At 56.9% G+C, this 20,177-nt stretch carries 17 protein-coding genes; all 17 read left to right on the top strand.

Annotated features, from left to right (window positions below; genetic code table 11):
• Nucleotides 1-6 precede the first annotated feature (6 nt).
• On the top strand, nucleotides 7-804 hold the full coding sequence (locus PSTEL_RS01980) for a YheC/YheD family protein (RefSeq protein ID WP_052098126.1): 798 nt from the start codon (nucleotides 7-9) through the stop codon (nucleotides 802-804).
• 241 nt (nucleotides 805-1,045) lie between these two features.
• On the top strand, nucleotides 1,046-1,969 hold the full coding sequence (locus PSTEL_RS01985) for a glycosyltransferase family A protein (RefSeq protein ID WP_084064584.1): 924 nt from the start codon (nucleotides 1,046-1,048) through the stop codon (nucleotides 1,967-1,969).
• On the top strand, nucleotides 1,959-2,144 hold the full coding sequence (locus tag PSTEL_RS01990) for a hypothetical protein (protein ID WP_038693142.1): 186 nt from the start codon (nucleotides 1,959-1,961) through the stop codon (nucleotides 2,142-2,144). Before PSTEL_RS01985 ends, PSTEL_RS01990 begins: the two co-directional genes overlap by 11 nt.
• Nucleotides 2,145-2,185: 41 nt before the next feature.
• Entirely contained in the window at nucleotides 2,186-5,626 is a 3,441-nt protein-coding gene (locus PSTEL_RS01995) for a PAS domain-containing hybrid sensor histidine kinase/response regulator (RefSeq protein WP_052098128.1), read from the top strand.
• A complete protein-coding gene (locus PSTEL_RS02000) occupies nucleotides 5,626-6,216 on the top strand; it encodes a C39 family peptidase (protein ID WP_038693143.1) in 591 nt (196 codons plus the stop codon). Before PSTEL_RS01995 ends, PSTEL_RS02000 begins: the two co-directional genes overlap by 1 nt.
• Nucleotides 6,217-6,393: 177 nt before the next feature.
• The gene (gene pulA, locus PSTEL_RS02005; protein ID WP_038693144.1) at nucleotides 6,394-8,349 is read left to right on the top strand and encodes a type I pullulanase; all 1,956 of its coding nucleotides are present in this window, start codon (nucleotides 6,394-6,396) and stop codon (nucleotides 8,347-8,349) included.
• Nucleotides 8,350-9,118: 769 nt separating this feature from the next.
• Nucleotides 9,119-10,603, top strand: a complete 1,485-nt coding sequence (locus PSTEL_RS02010) for a glutamate synthase subunit beta (RefSeq protein ID WP_038693145.1) — start codon at nucleotides 9,119-9,121, stop codon at nucleotides 10,601-10,603.
• Nucleotides 10,604-10,984: 381 nt separating this feature from the next.
• The gene (gene yfcE / locus PSTEL_RS02015) at nucleotides 10,985-11,533 is read left to right on the top strand and encodes a phosphodiesterase (protein WP_038693146.1); all 549 of its coding nucleotides are present in this window, start codon (nucleotides 10,985-10,987) and stop codon (nucleotides 11,531-11,533) included.
• A 258-nt stretch (nucleotides 11,534-11,791) separates the two neighbouring features.
• Complete coding sequence (locus PSTEL_RS02020; RefSeq protein WP_038693147.1) at nucleotides 11,792-12,826, top strand: agmatine deiminase family protein; 1,035 nt, start codon at nucleotides 11,792-11,794, stop codon at nucleotides 12,824-12,826.
• A 69-nt stretch (nucleotides 12,827-12,895) separates the two neighbouring features.
• Complete coding sequence (gene aguB / locus PSTEL_RS02025) at nucleotides 12,896-13,771, top strand: N-carbamoylputrescine amidase (protein WP_038693148.1); 876 nt, start codon at nucleotides 12,896-12,898, stop codon at nucleotides 13,769-13,771.
• 323 nt (nucleotides 13,772-14,094) lie between these two features.
• On the top strand, nucleotides 14,095-14,910 hold the full coding sequence (locus tag PSTEL_RS02030) for a basic amino acid ABC transporter substrate-binding protein (protein WP_038693149.1): 816 nt from the start codon (nucleotides 14,095-14,097) through the stop codon (nucleotides 14,908-14,910).
• A gap of 123 nt (nucleotides 14,911-15,033) precedes the next feature.
• On the top strand, nucleotides 15,034-15,681 hold the full coding sequence (locus PSTEL_RS02035) for an amino acid ABC transporter permease (RefSeq protein ID WP_038693150.1): 648 nt from the start codon (nucleotides 15,034-15,036) through the stop codon (nucleotides 15,679-15,681).
• A gap of 15 nt (nucleotides 15,682-15,696) precedes the next feature.
• Nucleotides 15,697-16,419 carry an amino acid ABC transporter ATP-binding protein gene (locus PSTEL_RS02040; protein ID WP_038699962.1) on the top strand — a complete coding sequence of 241 codons (723 nt, stop codon included), beginning with the start codon at nucleotides 15,697-15,699 and terminating at the stop codon, nucleotides 16,417-16,419.
• 255 nt (nucleotides 16,420-16,674) lie between these two features.
• Nucleotides 16,675-17,268 carry a TerD family protein gene (locus tag PSTEL_RS02045; protein WP_038693151.1) on the top strand — a complete coding sequence of 198 codons (594 nt, stop codon included), beginning with the start codon at nucleotides 16,675-16,677 and terminating at the stop codon, nucleotides 17,266-17,268.
• 38 nt (nucleotides 17,269-17,306) lie between these two features.
• Nucleotides 17,307-17,882 (top strand): TerD family protein, encoded by a 576-nt coding sequence (locus PSTEL_RS02050; protein WP_038693152.1) that lies wholly within the window; start codon nucleotides 17,307-17,309, stop codon nucleotides 17,880-17,882.
• 171 nt (nucleotides 17,883-18,053) lie between these two features.
• Nucleotides 18,054-18,635, top strand: coding sequence for a TerD family protein (locus tag PSTEL_RS02055; RefSeq protein WP_038693153.1), 582 nt, complete (start codon nucleotides 18,054-18,056; stop codon nucleotides 18,633-18,635).
• A gap of 117 nt (nucleotides 18,636-18,752) precedes the next feature.
• Nucleotides 18,753-20,174: a TerD family protein gene (locus PSTEL_RS26640; RefSeq protein WP_084064589.1), complete on the top strand. Its 1,422-nt coding sequence runs from the start codon at nucleotides 18,753-18,755 to the stop codon at nucleotides 20,172-20,174.
• Nucleotides 20,175-20,177 lie beyond the last annotated feature (3 nt).

Below are 20,177 nucleotides of genomic sequence, written 5' to 3' on the forward strand. Positions count from 1 at the left end.
AGGGGAATGAAAGTGAAATCTACATTAACGAGCAAATGGATTAAGACGAAGGTCCTGCTTCGCAGCCCGGAGATTGCGGTGCTGATTCCAGAGACGGTCAAGCTTAACCGGGACAGCGCCAAGCGGATGCTGGACAAATACGGCATGGTATATGTGAAGCCCGAGGTCGGAACCTATGGCAACGGCGTCATGCGGGTGGAGCGGCGGGCTGATTCCTCGGGAGTCACGTACCGCTATCAGCAAGGAACCAAAGCCCGGACCTTCAGCACCTTCGAAGCTTTTTACCAGTCGCTCAACACGGCGACCCGGGGCCGGCGTTATTTGATCCAGAGAGGGATCAATCTGCTCAAGGTAGGCGGCCGCCGGTTCGACATTCGCGTTATGGTCCAGCTCAGCCCCAAGGGCAAATGGGAGACGACAGGGCTGATCGGAAGGGTGGCGGCCAAAGGGAAGATCGTGACCAACTATCATGCCGGAGGCAAGCCGACAGCGGTCGAGAAGCTTCTCTCCCCGCATATGAGCGCCGCCCAGCAGGAGATCGTAATGAAGCGGCTGAAACGGCTCGGAGGGGACATCGGCCGCTTCCTTCAGCGGCATTATCCGGGCTTTAAGCAGCTTGGCGTCGATATCGGGCTTGATCATATGCTGACTCCCTGGATCATCGAGGTCAACACCAATCCGGACCCGTATATCTTTAACCAGCTTTCCAACAAATCAATGTACAGGAAAGTAATGGCTTACCGGCGGGCGCAGAAAGGAACTTCATCTCGTTCCCGAACCCTTGGAGTGAAACGCAGAAAGTGATAAAAATCATGAATAACTTGATTTTTATGTTTAGACCTGCACAATAAAGGGTAAATACAAAAAAATTGCGCGAATACCGGAAATACTGCGGCGGAGGATTGGCTGTGCCAAATCCATACGCCGTTTGGCTTGTGACTCATGAAGCTGTGTGTGATAGCTCGCAGTATTCATCCAAGGCCGGTGCGCAGATTGCCTCTGCAGTTGATTTCCTGAAGAAAGGGTGGGGAGTTTGAGCGATTCTATGACGCTGTCGGTAGCTATTTGTACCCGAAACCGGCATGAGGACCTGCGCATATGTCTGAGTTCAATTTTTAGGCAGCGGGATATGGAAGGTTCGCCGGTCGAAATTATGATTGTCGACGACGGCGATACCGAAGAGTCCTGGCTGGACGAGATCAGGCGGGAACTTCCCTCCGGTATGGAGCTGGTCTACTATCGGAAAAAGCGGGATGAGGCGGGGTTGCTGAGATCCCGGATTTTTGCAGTGAAGAACGCCCGTTATGAAACACTTCTGTTCCTGGATGATGATGTCGAGCTGGATGAAGGTTACCTGGCCGGTCTTTTGAGGACCTTTCAGCAGTATCCGGATGTCGTCGCCGTTGGCGGAGTCGACCAGAAGTTCTCTTGTTCCCTGAAAGGGAGACTGCTGATGCTGGCCAGCGGCCGAAGCCGTCTGGCGCCCGGCAAACTGTCGTACAGCGGATTTGCCTCCGCGATGAATCTGTGGAATCGGCAGAAGAAGGTGTTCCGGACGGAATTTCTTCACGGCTGCAACATGTGCTTCAAGAAGGCGTCGCTTCGCGACGTGCAGCTGGTGGATTGGCTGAACGGTTACAGCCTGGGCGAGGATTTGTACCTGTCGTATTTGGCGGGGCTCCACGGTCCGATGATCGTGAATCCGGAGCTGAAGCTGCTGCATCACGGCTCGCCGGCTTCCCGCGACAAGGAAGAGATCGTAGCCTATACCAAGGTTATCAATCATTATGAGCTGTTGAAGCTGCGTACTCGCGTCACTCCTTTCCGTTACGCCATGCTGCTGTGGACGATCGGATTTCTGTATATGGAGACTGTCCTGCAGCGCCGAAAAGAAGCAAGCAGCGGTTACCGGAGAGGCATACGGGACCTTAAGGGTGTTCAGGCCCGGAGAGGCTCGCTTGGCGTCTGAATATGAAATCATCATACCGAAGCTCGTGAAGCACCCGAAGTCCTGGCAGCAGCCCGGACTTCGGGTGCTTCCGCTGTCAACGGCTGCCGGGCTCTCCGCTCCTTTCTCCGGCGCCTGCGCGCGGGCTGAATCGCCTCCCGATCTGCTTCAGCCTGAACAGTCTTACTCTGGATAATGACCGAATCACGGGTTGCAAGAGAAAGGAGTCCTGATGGAATGGACCACCACTTGGCGGATAATGATTCGATATATGACCGGATCTTGATGAAAGCCCCAATCGGGATAGCACTCTTCAGAGAAGAGGGAGAGCCGCGGCTGAAGGCGAACGAAGCGTTCTGCACCCTTCTGGAATGCCCGGAAGCTCTGGTTGAGAGCCGCTTCCCCGGGCTTCCCCGGTATGCGGAGATCCGGGCGTGTCTCCCTTCTCCGGACAGTGTACACGAAAGAGATCTTCAGCTGCTTCTGGGCGGAGGGCGCACCCGTCGGCTGTCCCTCCGGTATATGTGGGCCGAGCCGGGCAATTCCCGGGCCGGGATTTTGCTGTATGCCGAGGATATCGGCGGCCGGCTGGCGGACAAGCAGGCGATGGTCGACAGCCAGGACCTGTACCATCTCATTACCAAGAGTCCGATGAACATTTTCTCTATCAGCATGCCCGACGGTACGCTGACCTTCGTGTCGCCCTCGTGCAAGCCGCTGCTGGGCTTTGAGCCTGAGGAGCTGATCGGCACGAATCGGCTCGGTTACTATTTTCCCGAAGAAGGGGAAGAGCTGAATGCGCTGCCCTTGGAAGAGTTGGGCCGAAGCACACGCATCCGGCGGGTGCGCCATAAGGACGGCCAATTTGTCTGGTTCGAGATCTCCTTCCAGAATATCGCCGGCCCGGATGGCAGTCTGTCCCGGATACTGTGCATTGCGAGCAGCGTGAATGAACGCATGGAGAGCGAATTCGCGCTTGCGGTCGCACAGAAGGTGGCCAAGGTCGGCTCCTGGATGTGGGATATGAACAAGCGGAAGCTGCAGTTCTCAGAGGCGGCTCGCCGCCTAAGCGATTACTCTCTGCCCGAGGGCGAGATTGCTTATGACCAGTTCAGACTGCATGTCGATGCACAGGATCTTCCCGAGCTGGATCAAAAGGCCGGTGAAGCTTTCGGACAAGGTATTGCGGGGGAGGTCTCATTCCGCCTGCTGCTGTCGGATGGCCGGATGATCGATGTGCACTCCCAGTGGGAACCCGTTCCCGGCCCCGGCGGGCAGCCCGGCCGGCTCGTAGGCATGATGCAGGATATTTCCGAGCGGATGGAGATCGAGCGCCAGCTTAGGCAGAGTGAGCGGAACAACCGGCTGACTCTGGAGAATTCCCTGGATTTGATTACCCGCATCGACCCGTCGGGAAACACCATCCTGTACTGTTCACCGGCCAGCCGGACGCTGCTTGGCTACGAGCCTGAGGAAATAGTGGGGATGAACGCCTATGCCTATCTTCATCCCGACGATCTGCTGCGGGTGAAGCAGGCCGAGGAGCAGACCCCGCATTCCGGCGTCAACCCTCCCATCACGTACCGGTACCGCCGCAAGGACGGGGAGTATGTCTGGTTTGAGACGAACAGCCGCTACATCCTCGGAGAGGACGGAACCAAGGAGCTTCTCGCCATCTGCCGGGACATCACCGAGCGTAAGCAATTCGAATCGATGCTCCAGGAGAGCGAGCAGCGTTACAAATCCCTGTTCGAATATAATCCTTCCGCCGTGTACTCGATGAATCTGGAAGGCGACTATTTGACGGCCAACGTCAATCTGGAGGCTCTGACCGGCTATGCGCTTGATGAGCTGATCGGCATGTACTTCGGTCCCATTGTCGCGGAAAAAGATATCGAAAAGACGCTTTACCACTTCAATCTTGCGGCGCAGGGCTATCCTCAAAACTACGACCTGACCATCATTCATAAAGACGGTCATGAAATCGAAATCAACACCACGAATATTCCGATGATCGTGGGCGGCCTGGTCGTAGGCGTCTACGGCATTTCGCGTGATATTACGGAACGCACCCGCTATGTGGAGCAGATCGAGAAGCTGGGCAATGAATACACGCTTATTCTGAATGCGGTCTCCGAAGGCATTTTCGGCCTCGACCGCGAAGGCAGGGTGACGTTCATCAATCCGGCCGGGGCGTATATGCTCGATTTCGAGTATGACGATATTCTCGGGCGCTCTTACCGGGATATCATTCACCAGACTGCGCTGGACGGCACCCCTTATTTGCCGGAGGAGGCTCCGCTGCTTAAGGCGATCGGAAGCGGTGTCTCCCATCAGGGCAAGGAGGCCGTGCTGTGGCGAAGAGACGGCACAAGCTTTCTGGCATCTTACCAGCTGACGCCGCTGCTTGACAAAGGCGACTATGTAGGCGCGGTCATTGTCTTCCGCGACATTACGGACGAGCGGGAAATTCTCCAGGCGAAGGAATCAGCGGAGAAGGCGGACCAGGCCAAGTCGGAGTTCCTGGCAATCATGAGCCATGAGCTGCGCACGCCGATGAACGGCATCATGGGCATGACCGAGCTGCTGTCGCAGACGGGACTGAACGAGGAGCAGCGCGCCTATGTGGAGATTATTGGCGACAGCAGCGACTCGCTGCTGAATATCCTGAATGAAGTGCTGGACTTCAGCAAGATTGAAGCGGGCAAAATGGCGATCACCCGTGAGCCCTATGCTCCGGGAGAGGTGCTGGAGAGCGTGATCGAGCTCTTCCGGGCCAAAGCCCGGGAGAAGAATCTGGACCTCTCCGGAAGCATGGGGCCGGAAGTTCCCGAGGTAATCGTGGGAGATGCCGCCCGGGTGCGGCAAATTCTGGTGAACCTGATCAGCAATGCGGTGAAGTTCACAGAATCCGGGTCAATCAAGATTGAAGTCGGCGCGGAATATGGAGGCTCGCCGGGCCAATATGCGCTGACTGTGTATGTCCGGGACACCGGGATCGGGATCGCGCCGGAGAAGCTGCCGCTCCTGTTCCAGTCATTTTCCCAGCTGCATCCGTCCATCAACCGCAAATATGGCGGAACCGGCCTCGGGCTTGCCATCTGCAAGAAACTGGTCGAGCTCATGGGAGGCATGATCGGCGTGGAGAGCGCTCCGGAACAGGGCTCGGACTTCTACTTCACCCTGCCGGCCGATACGCTGGAGCGGGAGGAAGACGGAGAGCAGGCGGTGAACGGGGATAAAGCAGCCTCCGCAGACCGGGACGAGTCCTCCGGGCAGCCGCCCGCCGGACCGAAGTTCGGCCCGCTCCGCATCCTGATCGCGGAGGATCAGCCCGTCAACCGGAAGCTGCTAAGCACCATTCTGCAGAAGCGAGGGTACGAGGCCGACCTCACGGAGAACGGCGAGGAGGCCATCCGCGCCGCCATGGAAGGCCACTATGACGTGATCTTCATGGATGTCCAGATGCCGGTCATGAGCGGATTGACGGCGGCTGCCCGCCTTCGGGGCATGCTGCCTGCGGACCGGCTGCCCTACATTGTGGCGGTCACGGCCTATGCCGGCAAGGAGGACCGGGAGCGCTGCATGGCTGTCGGCATGCGGGATTTCATCAGCAAGCCTTTTCTCTCCTCCGAGATTGAAAGGGTGCTCCGCGCCCGAATGGAAGCGATGCCCTGATGACGGACTTCCATGGCCGCAGACTGAATGTAGAACCGTATACCCAGTGGGCTCCCGGCGTTCATTCATCTTCATCGGCATGCGGACCGGCGACGATGGCTGCGATCGCGGAGTACTGGGGGCGCCGTCTCGGGGTGTCCGGAAGAATCGGGCTGGAACGTTTTGGTTCCAAAGAGAATCAAATGAATCATTTATACCGAAGATATGGAGGACGGCCCTGGGGAATGAGCGCTGCTGCTTATACCAGGGGAATGAGAGCGTTTCTTCGAGACTCGCTCGGGCAATCCCGGGTTATCGGGACGAGGCGTTTTAACAATTTCGACCAATATAAGGCTGAGATCGACGCGGAACGACCGGTCGCCGTCAAGTTCGATAAATGGTTGTCCTTTCGCTGGAGAGGGCGCTATGACTTCGACTACCACTGGACCGTCGGGATCGGGTACGAGTTGACGGAACAGGGGCCGCTGCTTCTAGTTCAGGATAACGGCTTAAGGCGCGGAGAAGGCGTCTTTATCCCGAGCCGGGAGCGAAGGATCAGCTATGCCGGGAACGCGGACGTGCTGTCCATGGTAGCTCTGCGGATCGAATAGCAGTCAACGGATGATGGCTTGAAAATAGAATGACTTATTTTGCAGAAAACGTAGGGGGAAGTTGGTTTGACAGCCAACTTCCCCCATTGTATAATCCCGGGTGAAAGTTGTAGAAACGTTTGCACTGGGAGGGGCACGCCTCCTTAAGTGCTATGGGATAAAGGAGAGGTGTCTGGATTGTCGGTACAAAGGGAGATGGATGAACCGATTCGCTACGGCGATTCCGCGGTAACTGGCGGAGTTTCGGTCTTCGATGAACGTTTTGATGAGCTGTTCGGTTATGACGGAGATGATTTGGGGCTGAGCTATGCCCCGGAGCAATCGTCTTTCCGATTGTGGGCCCCGACCTCGGAGCAGGCTGAGCTTGTTCTGTATGCTTCCTGGCAGGGAGAACCCGAAAGAGTGATCTCCATGGACCGGGGGACCGGCGGTACGTGGACCGCAAGCGTAACAGGTGATCTGGAAGGCAAGTACTATACTTACCGTGTGATGATTGAAGGCCAGTGGAACGAAGCGGCGGACCCCTATGCCAGAGCTGTCGGCGTCAACGGCGACCGCGGCGCCATTCTGGATCTGCGGAAGACGGACCCGGAGGGATGGTCTGGCAGGATGCCGGCATTCGGGAACCCGGTTGATGCCGTCATTTATGAGCTGCATGTGATGGATTATTCGATTCATCCTGAAAGTGGTATCCGGCACAAAGGTCTGTTCGCCGGGCTTGCGGAGAACGGGACGCGGGGCCCGGGGGGGATTTTAACCGGACTCGATCATATCGCGGACCTGGGCGTTACTCATGTGCAACTGCTGCCGGTGTATGATTACGCCACGGAAAGCGTGGATGAGACGAAGCTCGACCTCCCCCACTACAATTGGGGATATGACCCGAAGAACTATAACGTTCCGGAGGGCTCCTATGCTACCGATCCTTATGAACCGGCGTCCCGAATCCGGGAGCTCAAGGAGCTGATCCAGAGCCTTCATGACCGTGGAGTGCGCGTTATTATGGATGTCGTCTACAATCATGTCTACGACGGATACCGCGTCAATTTCACGAAGCTTGTACCCGGCTACTATTTGCGGTATAAGCCGGACGGCAGCCTCGCTAACGGCTCGGGCTGCGGCAACGACTGCGCCACCGAGCGGAAGATGATGTCCCGCTTCATTGCGGACTCCGTCCTGTACTGGGCGAAGGAGTACAAGTTCGACGGATTCCGGTTCGACCTGATGGGACTGATGGACGTGGATACGATCAACGAAATCCGGCGGCGGCTCTCGGAGATCGATCCGTCCATCATGATGATCGGCGAAGGCTGGGACCTTGACACGGAGCTTGCGCCAGAGCGCAAGGCAAGCCAGCATAATAGCGAGGCGATTCCGCTCATCGGCCAGTTCAACGACAGATTCCGCGATGTAGTGAAGGGCGACATTTTCCTGCATGACGTCAAAGGGTTTGTCAGCGGCGGACCCGTGCCCAAGCAAGAGGTGATGGCGGGCATCGCCGGGGGGATTCCCTATGCGCCGGGCATCCATCAGTTCGTGCAGGAGCCACAGCAAAGCGTCAATTACGTGGAGTGCCACGACAATCACACCCTCTGGGATAAGCTGGTGCTGTCGGCGGGGGAAGTTACGGAGGCAGAGCTTCGCGCTATGCACCGGCTTGCGACGGCAATGGTCGTGATGAGCCAGGGCATTCCGTTCCTGCATGCCGGCCAGGAGTTCATGCGGACGAAGAACGGCGTGGAGAACAGCTATAAGAGTCCTGTCGAGATCAACCGGATCGACTGGGAGCGCTGTGCCGCGCTTCAGGATGAGGTCGCCTATGTCAAGAAGCTGATCGGGCTGCGCCGCGCGCATCCGGCGTTCCGCATGCGGAGCGCGGAAGAGATCCGCGCGAAGCTGGTCTTCGAGGCATCGCCGGCAGACGTCATCGCGTATACGCTTCGCGGTCATGCCGGAGGCGACCAGGCGGAGCATCTGCTGGTCATCTATAGCGCTGTGCCGGGCGAAGTGGCGCTTCCGATTCCGAAGCTCGGCTCGTGGCAGCCGCTGCTTGGCGCAGAGTCCATTTCCGCGCTGGAAGACGGCAAGATAACGATCAGCGGCATCGGAATGACGGTGCTGGCCGTTCTCTGATTCCCGTAACGAATTGACGTTATAGTGAAGCGGCGGAGCCGGGCAACCGGAGCGCTCCCGCCGCTTACCAGAGGCAAGCACTTCCGCCGCAGGCGGGAGTGCTTTTTTGACATGAAGATTTTTTGACATGAAGAGGGATGGTGGCGCGTTCGGAATTTTCCACTAAAAGGTACAGTATGCAGACTTGCAGCAATAAAATATAATAACTTCCAGATTTAATTTAGGCAGTTTCTTCCCGGCCGCCGTTCTCTGTTCGGCAAGGAGGAGTGGGTTATTTACGGATGGATGAGTCCGTTTGTGGCGGTCTATGTCGTCTCTGTGGCGCTGCTTCTGCTGAAGACCGGTTTGAAGCGTTATGAAAGTACAGGCAATTAGTTCCTCGGCGGCGAGCTTCAGGACCATCCAGCCTAACAAGACCCTGTTATCTCGCCGTGACCGGTCTGAATGGACATGTTTTTAAAGATTCAAATTTGAAATTTGTGTGAGAATGCTAAAATGATGTTCTCAGTTCGGGGAAAAGGTGACATTGCTCACGTTCGGAACGTGAAAGCGGATGTTAATATGGATTCACTTCTTATTACTTCTAATTTTAAATGTGGCGGACAACCATGAGCCGGGGCAGTAGACCGGCTGCAGCCTGCCGCTTCGCTGCTTTACTGCGTCATACAACAGACGCCCGGAGGGACTGAAGTCCTTGGTGTAAGCGGCATCTAGAAGGAATCGCGGCCGACGAAGGCGGCCAATCTACCTAACACGGAGGATGACAGGGATGGGTAAAGCTACGGGATTTCTGGAATATGCGCGGGTAACCCCCGGCGAATGCGACGCGCTTGAGCGTATCAAGAATTGGGATGAATTTTCGGTGCCGCTGAGCGAAGAGAAGCTGCGCGAGCAGAGTGCGCGCTGTATGGACTGCGGAACGCCGTTCTGCCATGTAGGGCGTGTGCTGTCCGGCATGGCTGCGGGCTGTCCGCTTCACAATTTGATTCCGGAATGGAATGATATGGTCTTCAAAGACAATTGGGAAGTGGCCCTGAAACGGTTGCACAAGACGAACAACTTCCCTGAATTCACAAGCCGCGTCTGCCCTGCGCCCTGCGAAGGCTCCTGCACCGTTGGCATGAACGGCCAGCCGGTTGCCATTCGCTCGATCGAGAAGGCGATTGTAGACAAGGGATTTGAAATGGGCTGGATCAAGCCCGAGCCGCCGCTCGCCCGCACGGGCAAGAAGGTGGCTGTGGTCGGCTCCGGACCGGCGGGTATGGCCTGCGCGGCGCAGCTCAACAAGGCGGGTCATACCGTGACCGTCTATGAGCGGGCCGACCGCATTGGCGGGCTGCTGACATACGGCATCCCGAACATGAAGCTCGACAAGAAGAAAGTGCAGCGGCGCGTTGACCTGCTCGCGGCGGAAGGCGTTGAGTTCGTTACCGGAACCGAAGTCGGCAGAGACATTTCGGCGGATGAGCTGAAGGCCGGTTATGACGCAGTCGTTCTCTGCGGCGGATCGACCAAGGGACGCGATCTGCAGATTGAAGGCCGTGAGCTGTCCGGCATCTATCAGGCGATGGAGTTCCTGACGCTGAACACGAAGAGCCTGCTTGACTCCGACCTGAAGGACGGTGAGTATCTGTCCGCTGCCGGCAAGGATGTCGTCGTAATCGGCGGCGGCGACACCGGTACCGACTGCGTAGGCACCTCGCTGCGTCACGGCTGCAAGAGCGTGATCCAGCTGGAGATTATGCCCCAGGCTCCTGCTACCCGCCAGCCGAACAATCCGTGGCCGGAATTCCCGAAGGTGCTGAAGGTGGATTACGGCCAGGTTGAGGCGAAGGCCGTATACCACGAGGACCCGCGCCGGTATCTTGTATCGACGAAGGGCTTCGTCGGCGACGGAAACGGCCACGTGAAGGAGCTGCGTACGGTCAAGATCGAGTGGGCCCGCAATGAGGAAGGCCGCGTGGTACCGAGAGAGGTTCCGGGCAGCGAAGAAGTGATTCCGGCGCAGCTCGTGCTGCTGGCGCTCGGCTTCACCGGCCCGGAAGACACAGCGGCGTCGCAGTTCGGTGTGGAACGCGATGAGCGCACGAACGTCAAAGCCGAATACGGCGTGCATACGACCAATGTGGAAGGCGTCTTCGCCGCCGGCGATATGCGCCGCGGTCAGAGCCTTATCGTGTGGGCGATCAGCGAAGGCCGTCAGGCTGCCCGCGAAGTCGACCGCTACCTGATGGGCTCGTCCAATCTGCCGTAAGTTTTCATCATAGAAGCCGAACATGAGGCGCCCAAGCGGGCGCCTTTTTTCCGGAAGTGCCCCGGCAATCCCGTAAGTACATCGCTGTCCCCCCGGCCGAGGGGGACTCTATGCCGGTCGCGCTATCGGCCGCAAGCCGCGCCAGTCCCGCGCTGCCGGCTCTGTGCTGTCAGCCGCATCCTTGACGGGAGCTGCCCGCCTGCACGGGCGGAAGCCGCAATCCGGCCGGAGAGGCGCCGCTGCCGGGACATTTACCCTTCGTCTGGTGGATTGGTGTATGATGGTATACAGCGCTAATTATTGGCTTTTTATTACCCGATAAACGCTGAGGCGTCTAAAGAACACCCCAGGCGTTTATCCTTGACGAAAGGAATGAATTCGATGAAACTGATGTTCATCTCCGACATTCACGGATCGCTCCACTGGCTGAAGCTTGCGCTTGAGAAGGTTAACGAGGAGACGCCGGACGGGCTCGTATTCCTCGGAGATTTCCTGTATCACGGCCCCCGCAATCCGCTTCCCGAAGGGTATGATCCCCAAGGCGTGGCGAAGGAGCTGAATGCCATCAAGGGAAGGATTACGGCGGCTGTCCGGGGTAACTGCGACGCCGAGGTAGACCAGATGCTGCTGGCGTTCCCGATGATGGGCGACTACGCGCAGTTGTGGGCAGATGGAAGACGCATCTACGTCACCCACGGACACGGGTTCAGCATCGATAATCTGCCGGAGCTGCAGCCTGGTGATATTTTTATCCAGGGCCATACCCATGTGCCGGTAGCGGACAAGAAGGACGGCATTTATGTGCTGAATCCGGGCTCCATCTCTCTGCCGAAAGAGAATTATCCGAATTCGTATGCGGTGCTGGAGGGCGGGAAATATACCGTCAAGAGCTTCACAGGTGATACGATCAAGGAAATCGAGATCGTCTGACATTCCGTTAGCGCGCAAGTCGAAGTGAAGAAGTCAGGCATCCAAACGGGCGATACGCAGGAAGAGCCGGCAGACGGCATTCGGCGGGTCGCCTGTTTTTGAGTTATGCGGGAAGTACAAGCTGCCCGCTTCGGCCTTGCGTCCGAGTAATATTGCCCCCTGAATTGAGTTTGAGTGCGGATTGATATTATTGTATGATGGGTGAGGAATGCGCAGGTGAGCGCGTGTCCTATCCTAATTGCAAGGCGGGCTAACTACATGAATCCAACTATTTTCTACTATAAAATGCCGCCCGAATGGGCGCCGCATGAGCGCACGTTCATTTCGTGGCCGGTGCAAGATTCCATGTGCTATCCGGACCAGCATGAATCCGTATGCCAGGGCTATGCCGAAATCATCCGGGCGATCGCTGAGTTCGAGCCGGTGACTGTAATTGTCAATCCGGGTGAGCAGGAGCAGGTGATGCGAATCGTGGGCAGACCGGGCGTCGCCTATGAGCCGATCGCGCACAGCGACGCGTGGATTCGCGACAACGGGCCGACCTTCCTCGTCGATCCGGCCGGACAGCTGGCTGGTGTGAACTGGAAGTTCAACGCCTGGGGCGGGAAATATTCGCCGTGGGATCTGGACGATAAGGTTGCGCCTCAAATTTTGGAATCGGTCAAGGCCACGCGGTTCGACGCGCCGCTGGTCATGGAAGGCGGCTCGCTCCATACGGACGGCGAAGGCACGCTGATTACAACCGAGGAGTGCCTGCTGAACCCGAATCGCAACCCGGGACTCGGACGCGGCGATATCGAGGAATATTTGCGCCAGTATACCGGCGTAGAGAAGATCATCTGGCTGAAGCGGGGCCTGAGCGGCGACGAGACGGACGGGCATGTCGACAATATCGCCTGCTTCGCGGCTCCCGGCAAGGTCATCCTGCAAGTATGCGACGATCCGCAGGACGAGAATTATGCCATCACGCAGGAGAATCTGCGGATTCTGGAAGAGGCGACGGATGCGCAGGGACGGAAGCTGGAGGTCATCACCATCCAGCAGCCGCCGCGCGCCGACTATGAGGACAGCCGCCTGACGCTGAGCTACCTCAATTTCTATTTCGTCAACGGCGGCATTATCCTGCCCGTCTTCGGCGCGCCGGAGACCGATGCGGCGGCGGAGCAGACGCTTACGCGCCTGTTCCCGGACCGCAAGGTCAAGACGGTGAACGGACTCGCGGTTATCCGTGAAGGCGGCAATGTGCACTGCCTCACCCAGCAAATGCCGGCAGCAAGCGGCAATAGGGTGTAAAGAAGGCCGTACGTAAGACGGACGATTGATCACATTTATCCAACTTAGACAGCAGGGAGGCTGAACACTTTGAGAAAAGTAACAGTAGCGGCGACGCAAATGAGCTGCTCCACCAATATAGAAGAGAACATCGCGAAGGCGGACCGGCTCGTCCGGGAAGCAGCTGCGCAGGGTGCCCAGATTATCCTGCTGCAGGAGCTGTTCGAGACCCCGTACTTCTGCCAGAAGGAGAAGTCGGATTACTATGTGTATGCAACGGAGCTGGAGCAGAACAAGGCTGTGAACCACTTCAAGGAAGTGGCGGAAGAGCTGAAGGTGGTTCTGCCGATCAGCTTCTACGAGAAGAAGAACTATGCCCGCTACAATTCGCTCGCCGTCATCGACGCAGACGGAACCGTGCTGGGCAAGTACCGCAAGAGTCATATCCCGGACGGTCCGGGTTATGAGGAGAAATTCTACTTCAACCCTGGCGACACCGGGTTCAAGGTATGGAACACGCGCTACGCCAAAATCGGCGTCGGCGTATGCTGGGATCAGTGGTATCCCGAAGCGGCGCGCGTCATGGCACTGATGGGCGCCGAGCTGCTGTTCTACCCGACGGCTATCGGCTCGGAGCCGCAGGACAGCGCCATCGATTCCAAGGATCACTGGCAGATGTGCATGCTCGGCCATGCCGCATCCAATCTCATTCCCGTCGTGGCGTCCAACCGGATCGGCCGCGAAGAGGATGAAGACTCGAGCATCAACTTCTACGGCTCTTCGTTCATTGCCGGACCGCAGGGCAACAAGGTAGCTGAAGCCGGACGCGACGAGGAAGCCGTGCTCGTGGCCGACTTCGATCTGGATGCGCTGGAGACCGGCCGGATCGAATGGGGGATTTTCCGCGACCGGCGGCCGGAGCTGTACCGCCTGATCGCCTCCTATGACGGAGATCTCACCTTCTGATCGGCGCATAGGCAGGCGCATAAGCTTAGATAAATGCAAAGGCACTTTCGGTTACTTCAACCGGGAGTGTCTTTTTTTGCGGCAAATATCAGAATGTATCAGTATCTTGCGTATTCTTTTCTCCATTTTCCGGGAAATGCCCGTGCGGCCTAAAGGACGGCTGTCAGTAGCTGCACGGAGCGTTTCAGCACGGCTCAGAATGTTACAAACTTCCGATAAATGTTATGTAACATGACACAATGGAGAAATGATAATTGTCATCCATGCTTTATTCTGTTAAAATCTCTGTATGTTAATAGATAAATCATTGGGGGGATTGAGAGATGAAGGGTACAAATAAATGGATCATGTCAGCTTTGATCGCGATTCTGGTGCTGGCTTTGGCAGGCTGCGGATCGGATAACTCGAGTTCCGGCTCCGGCGGAGACGGTGAAGTGATTAAATTCGCGAGCGATGCTACATATGCGCCGATGGAGTATATGGACAAGGATACAATTAAGGGCTTTGACATCGACTTTATTGCCGCTGTTGCGGAAGAAGCCGGTATTAAATACGAAGTCGTCAACACGGGCTGGGATACGATGCTGGAGAGCGTGAAGCAGGGAACGGAATACAAGGCCGGCCTGTCCTCCGTATCGATCACTGACGACCGCAAGCAGACCTATGATTTCTCGGTTCCCTATTTTGAGTCGACGAACATGATCATGGTGAAGGAAGGCAGCGACATCAAGAGCGCGCTGGACTTGAAGGACAAGAAGGTTGCTGTGCAGACGGCCACTACCGCCGATGAGCTCATGAGCGGCATTATGGGCGTTGGCAACACGGACCTGAAGCGGTTCGACAGCAACGCGGTAGCCATGATGGAGCTGGATAACGGCGGAGCCGACGCGGTTGTAGCCGACATCGCGATTGTACGGGAATACATCAAGAACAATCCGAAGATGAAGCTGGTGGGCATCACGGACAAGGAGAATTTCGGCTCCGAGTATTACGGCATCCTGTACCCGAAGGGCAGTGACCTGAAGGCGAAGCTGGACCCGGCGATCAAGAAGATCATCGAGAACGGCAAGTACGAGGAGATTTACAAGAAATGGTTCGGCGAAGCTCCGGACCTGACCAACCTGAAGAACGCACAGTAATCAGGAGCAATGACAAGCATGCGTAATGAGTACTATTGCGCGTGCTTGTTTTTTTAGAAGAGAAGATTTTTATAGAGTACAAGATTTATAGATGAAGAGATACAAGAGAAGGGGAAGAACAAGATGGATTTCAGATTTAACATCGTAGGCGATTACCTGCCCTTATTTTTACGCGGTACCCTGTATACGATCGGCTTCTCGATCGCATCTATCATCATCGGTTCCCTCCTGGGTCTCGCGATCGGCTTTGGCCGAATGGCGAAGAATCCCGTAGCCCGGTGGCCTTTTGTCGCCTACATCAACTTCCTGCGCGGCACACCGCTGTACGTGCAAATTCTGATGGTGCACTTCGGGGTCGTTCCGTTCTTCTACGGCAGCACCAATGCGCTGATTTCGGGCGTCGTCGCGCTGTCTCTGAATTCGGCCGCCTACTCGGCGGAGATCTTCCGCGCGGGCATTCAGTCCATCGATCCCGGCCAGCGCGAGGCCGCGCTGTCGCTCGGTATGACGGGGCGGCAGACGATGCGGTTCGTCATTTTGCCTCAGGCGATCAAACGGATGGTTCCGGCTTTTGGCAACGAATTCATCGTCCTGGTCAAGGATTCCTCATTGCTCGCACTGATCGCAGCGCCCGAGATTATGTACTGGGGCAACACGATGAAGGGCCAGTATATGCGGATCTGGGAGCCGTATCTGACGGCAGCCGTCATCTACTTCGTGCTGACCTACCTGCTTAACAAGCTGCTGGCGTATATCGAACGGAGGATGTAGAGAGTTATGGAACCGATTATTTCCGTCAAAAATCTTCATAAGGCGTACGGAAGCCATGTGGTGCTAAGCGATATCAGCGTCGATATCAAGACAAGCGAGGTTGTTGTCGTGATCGGGCCTTCGGGCTCGGGCAAGTCCACCTTCCTGCGCTGTCTGAATCTGCTGGAGCAGCCGCAGGGCGGCGATATCCTCATTGAGGGTGTCAATCTGATGGACAAGAAGACCAAAATCAACGAGGTCCGGACCGAGGTGGGGATGGTTTTTCAGCAGTTCAACCTGTTCCCGCACAAGAAGGTTATCGAGAATATTATGCTGGCTCCCGTTCAGGTGCGGAAATGGACCGAGGAACGCGCCCGGCAGAAGGGCATGGAGCTGCTGCACAAGGTTGGTCTAGCCGAGAAGGCGGAGGCTTATCCATCCTCGCTCTCTGGCGGACAGTCCCAGCGGGTGGCGATTGCCCGGGCGCTGGCGATGGAGCCGAAGATTATGCTCTTCGACGAGCCGACTTCTGCACTCGATCCCGAAATGGTCGGCGAGGTGCTTGCAGTCATGAAGGATCTGGCAGGCGAAGGAATGACGATGGTGGTCGTGACGCATGAAATGGGCTTCGCCCGCGAGGTCGGCGACCGCGTTCTGTTCATGGAGCAGGGCGTAGTCGTCGAGCAGGGAACGCCGGCGGAGCTGTTCGGCAATCCGCAGCATATGCGGACGCAGGAATTCTTGTCAAAGGTGCTGTAACAGGCACGAATCCGAAGATATGCAGACGGAAGGCGGCGGCCGGGGAACCGCCGCTTTTTGTTATAATATCGGCAGAGGGATTCGGCAGATCCTTCGGCAAGACTCCGATTAGCGTTTTTCTTGTCACAGCGGCGAGATATATCTTTTTCTGTCAATAATTGAAACATATGCGGATTGTCCGCGTATGACCTTGTGTACGCTTTTCACGCCGGATATCCGGCAATACCTAAAGTTGCTTGAATGGAGGGCTAACGCTTGGCTGGAATCAATCTTGTTAAGGGTCAAAAAATCGATCTGACCAAGGGCAACGCCGGTCTGTCGAATGTCATTGTAGGATTGGGCTGGGACCCTGCTGAGTCCAAAGGGCTGTTCGGGTTCAAAAAGCAGGCGAACATCGACTGCGACGCTTCGGCCCTGCTGCTGAACGCAGACGGGAAGTTAACCAAGAAATCCAACCTGGTCTGCTTTCATAACAAGCAGAGCGCATGCAATTCCGTTGTTCATTCGGGAGACAATCTGACCGGTGAAGGGGACGGAGACGACGAACAAATCCGGGTTAATCTTAGTGCAGTTCCGGCGGACGTCAGCCGCATTCTGGTCGTTGTGAATATTTATGATGCGGTCAACCGCAAGCAGGATTTCGGCATGATCCGATCAGCCTATATCCGGGTGGCGAACGCTTCAGGCGGCGCGGAGCTGGTCAAATACAACCTGACGGACAATTATTCGGGCTTCACGGCCCTGATCTGCGGCGAGCTGTACCGCCACGGGTCCGAGTGGAAATTCGCCGCCATAGGCGAAGGCAGCCAGGCTGCCCATATCAATCAGCTTGCCGAACGCTACTTGTAAGTCCAATCCATATTTTAGAGAAGAGAGGTTATGTGCAAATGGCAATCAACTTATCCAAAGGCCAGAAAATCGATTTAACCAAAACGAACCCGGGTCTCTCCAAAATTACGGTTGGCCTCGGCTGGGACACGAACAAGTATGATGGAGGCAAGGACTTTGACCTGGATGTATCCGTGTTTTTGGCCGATGCCAACGGCAAAGTAACGAGGGAGAGCAACTTCATCTTCTTCAACAACAGACAGAATGAGAACGGCTCCGTGGTGCATACGGGCGACAACCGCACCGGCGAGGGCGAAGGCGACGACGAACAGATTCAGATCGACCTGGCCAGCGTGCCTGCCGATGTCGAGAAGATTGCTTTTACCATCACCATCTATGAAGCGGAGCACCGCAACCAGAACTTCGGACAGGTCTCCCGCTCCTATGTGCGGATTGTAAACGAGGTTAACAACGAAGAGCTGATCCGCTTCGACCTGGGCGAGGATTTCTCCATCGAAACGGGCGTTGTGGTGGGCGAGCTGTACCGGCATGCCGGCGAATGGAAGTTCAGCGCGATCGGCAGCGGCTACAAGGACGGACTTGCCGGACTGACCCGGGACTACGGTCTGCAGTAAATCGACAGCCGGTTAGCTGCAAGAGGAATACCGGCCTTATTGGCGTGAAGTGAATTTGAGAATTGTCATGCGGCTGTCCTGGAATGTCAAAGCGGCAGCCGTTACCGGGGTGAGAAACGGTATATTGCTCAAGTTCAGCTTGATATTTAGCTCAAAGAAAGGGTGTTAGTTATGACGATCAGTCTCTCCAAGGGACAGCGCATCGACTTGACGAAGACCAACCCCGGTCTGACCGAGGTTGTGGTCGGTCTTGGCTGGGATACGAACAAGTACAGCGGCGGACATGATTTTGACCTCGACGCCTCGGCTTTTCTGCTCTATGAAGACGGCAAGGCCAAGAGTGCGGATGATTTCGTCTTCTACAACAACCAGACTGGCGGCGGCGGTTCCGTGGTGCACACGGGCGACAACCGTACAGGCGAAGGCGACGGGGATGACGAGCAGATCCGGGTCGATTTCAGCAAGGTTCCGGCCCATATCCACCGGATCGGCATTACGGTCACAATCTATGATTACGAGTCCCGGGCGCAAAATTTCGGACAGGTATCCAACGCCTTCGTGCGCGTCGTCGACGCCGTGACGAACCGGGAGATTCTCCGGTACGATCTGGGCGAGGACTTCTCTACGGAGACGGCGGTTGTATTCTGCGAATTCTACCGCAATGGCGCCGATTGGAAGTTCCAGGCTGTCGGAAGCGGGTTCAGCGGCGGACTTGCCGCGCTGTGCAAAAACTACGGACTGGACGCGAGCTAAGCATCCGGGCGGGATCGGAAGCGATCCCGCCCTTTTCAAACGGATACTGCCGTTTGTTACAACCAGGCTTGGCATCTCCAAATGAAATGCGGGCTGTGCAAAGGTGGGGATTATCGCATGGGCATTCAGGTGGTTAAAGGACAAAAAGTCGATATCACCAAGGGAAATCCGGCACTCCGGAATCTGCGCGTGGAGCTTGGCTGGCAGCATGCCGCCGGACAGGAAATCGACGCCTCTGCCTTCCTGCTGGGAAGCAGCGGAAAGGTGTCGGGCGATGAGGACTTGATCTTCTATAACAATCGGACCGCGCCCTTCATCAGGTATGCCGATGAGGCGGGGACAGTTCGTAGCTTTGAGGTGAAGCTGGACCGGGTTCCGGACGATGTGTCCCGGATCGCATTCACGCTCACCCTGTATGATGGAGACGGCCGGCGGCAGCAGTTCGGGGATGTGCGGGGCATTTATCTTCGCATCCTGGAGCTTGGGACAGGCGCCGAGGCGGTTCGCTGTGATCTTGAACATACCTTCTCCTCGGAAACGGCCATTGTGGCGGGAGAGTTATATAGATGGGGCGCGGAATGGAAGTTCGGCGCCATCGCTTCGGGTTTCAACGGCGGGCTGAGGGAGCTGTGTCGTCATTTCGGCGTCGATGCCGAGGACAGCCCGGCGCCGCCGGCTCCGGAAGTGCGGCCTTCCCCGGAAGCGCGGCCTGCGCCGCCGGCTCGGGATTTGCGGCCTGCACCGCCGGTTGCGGAGCCGCGCCCGGCGCCTGCAAGCGGGCAGGGAGACCGGCGGGAGCCGATGAGGTTCCCGCCTCCTCCGGGAACGCAGCGGCCTCCCGGAGAGTCCGCCAGAGAGGAAGCGCCGAGGCGATCGCCTGACGACAGCCTCCGGCAGCGGGAGCAGGCCAATACATCAGCCGGCGGCCCGCCCGGTTCCGGTCTCAATCTGCGAAAGATCGAGCTCAAGAAGAAGGGCGATACGATTAACCTGACCAAGTCTGCCGGAATGGGAGAAATTCTGGTGAACTTGAACTGGAATATGCGCCGGAGCGGCGGTTTGCTGGGCCGGTCGCGAGGCGTGGACCTCGATCTGGCCTGTCTGTATGAGCTGAACGATGGACGGAAGGGTGTTGTTCAGGCGCTCGGCCGCTCCTTCGGCTCCCTGCAGGCGGCGCCCTATGTGGCGCTCGACGGCGATGACCGGACCGGTGCGATTGCGGAAGGCGAGAATCTGCGCATCAACGGCGCGAGAATTGCCGAAATCAGACGGATTTTGGTGTTTGCCTTCATCTACGAGGGCGCGACCAATTGGTCAGAGGCGGACGGTGTCGTCACCATTCACCAGAATGGCGGCCCCGACATCGTAGTCAATCTGGACGAGCATGACAACCGCAAGGGAATGTGTGCCATCGCGCTCATTTCCAATGTTAACAATGAAACCTTCAGCATTGAAAGACTTGTGCAGTATTACCGCGGACACCGCGAAATGGACGAAGCGAACCGCTGGGGGCTGCGTTGGGTTTCGGGGAAAAAATAAAGA

The organism is Paenibacillus stellifer (assembly GCF_000758685.1).
Taxonomy (GTDB): Bacteria; Bacillota; Bacilli; order Paenibacillales; family Paenibacillaceae; genus Paenibacillus_AQ; species Paenibacillus_AQ stellifer.

Coding starts and splice junctions, on each gene's coding strand:
- PSTEL_RS01980 (WP_052098126.1), top strand. CDS start 7: ATGAAAGTGAAATCTACATTAACGAGCAAATGGATTAAGACGAAGGTC.
- PSTEL_RS01985 (WP_084064584.1), top strand. CDS start 1,046: ATGACGCTGTCGGTAGCTATTTGTACCCGAAACCGGCATGAGGACCTG.
- PSTEL_RS01995 (WP_052098128.1), top strand. CDS start 2,186: ATGGACCACCACTTGGCGGATAATGATTCGATATATGACCGGATCTTG.
- PSTEL_RS02000 (WP_038693143.1), top strand. CDS start 5,626: ATGACGGACTTCCATGGCCGCAGACTGAATGTAGAACCGTATACCCAG.
- PSTEL_RS02010 (WP_038693145.1), top strand. CDS start 9,119: ATGGGTAAAGCTACGGGATTTCTGGAATATGCGCGGGTAACCCCCGGC.
- yfcE (WP_038693146.1), top strand. CDS start 10,985: ATGAAACTGATGTTCATCTCCGACATTCACGGATCGCTCCACTGGCTG.
- PSTEL_RS02020 (WP_038693147.1), top strand. CDS start 11,792: ATGAATCCAACTATTTTCTACTATAAAATGCCGCCCGAATGGGCGCCG.
- PSTEL_RS02030 (WP_038693149.1), top strand. CDS start 14,095: ATGAAGGGTACAAATAAATGGATCATGTCAGCTTTGATCGCGATTCTG.
- PSTEL_RS02035 (WP_038693150.1), top strand. CDS start 15,034: ATGGATTTCAGATTTAACATCGTAGGCGATTACCTGCCCTTATTTTTA.
- PSTEL_RS02050 (WP_038693152.1), top strand. CDS start 17,307: ATGGCAATCAACTTATCCAAAGGCCAGAAAATCGATTTAACCAAAACG.
- PSTEL_RS02055 (WP_038693153.1), top strand. CDS start 18,054: ATGACGATCAGTCTCTCCAAGGGACAGCGCATCGACTTGACGAAGACC.
- PSTEL_RS26640 (WP_084064589.1), top strand. CDS start 18,753: ATGGGCATTCAGGTGGTTAAAGGACAAAAAGTCGATATCACCAAGGGA.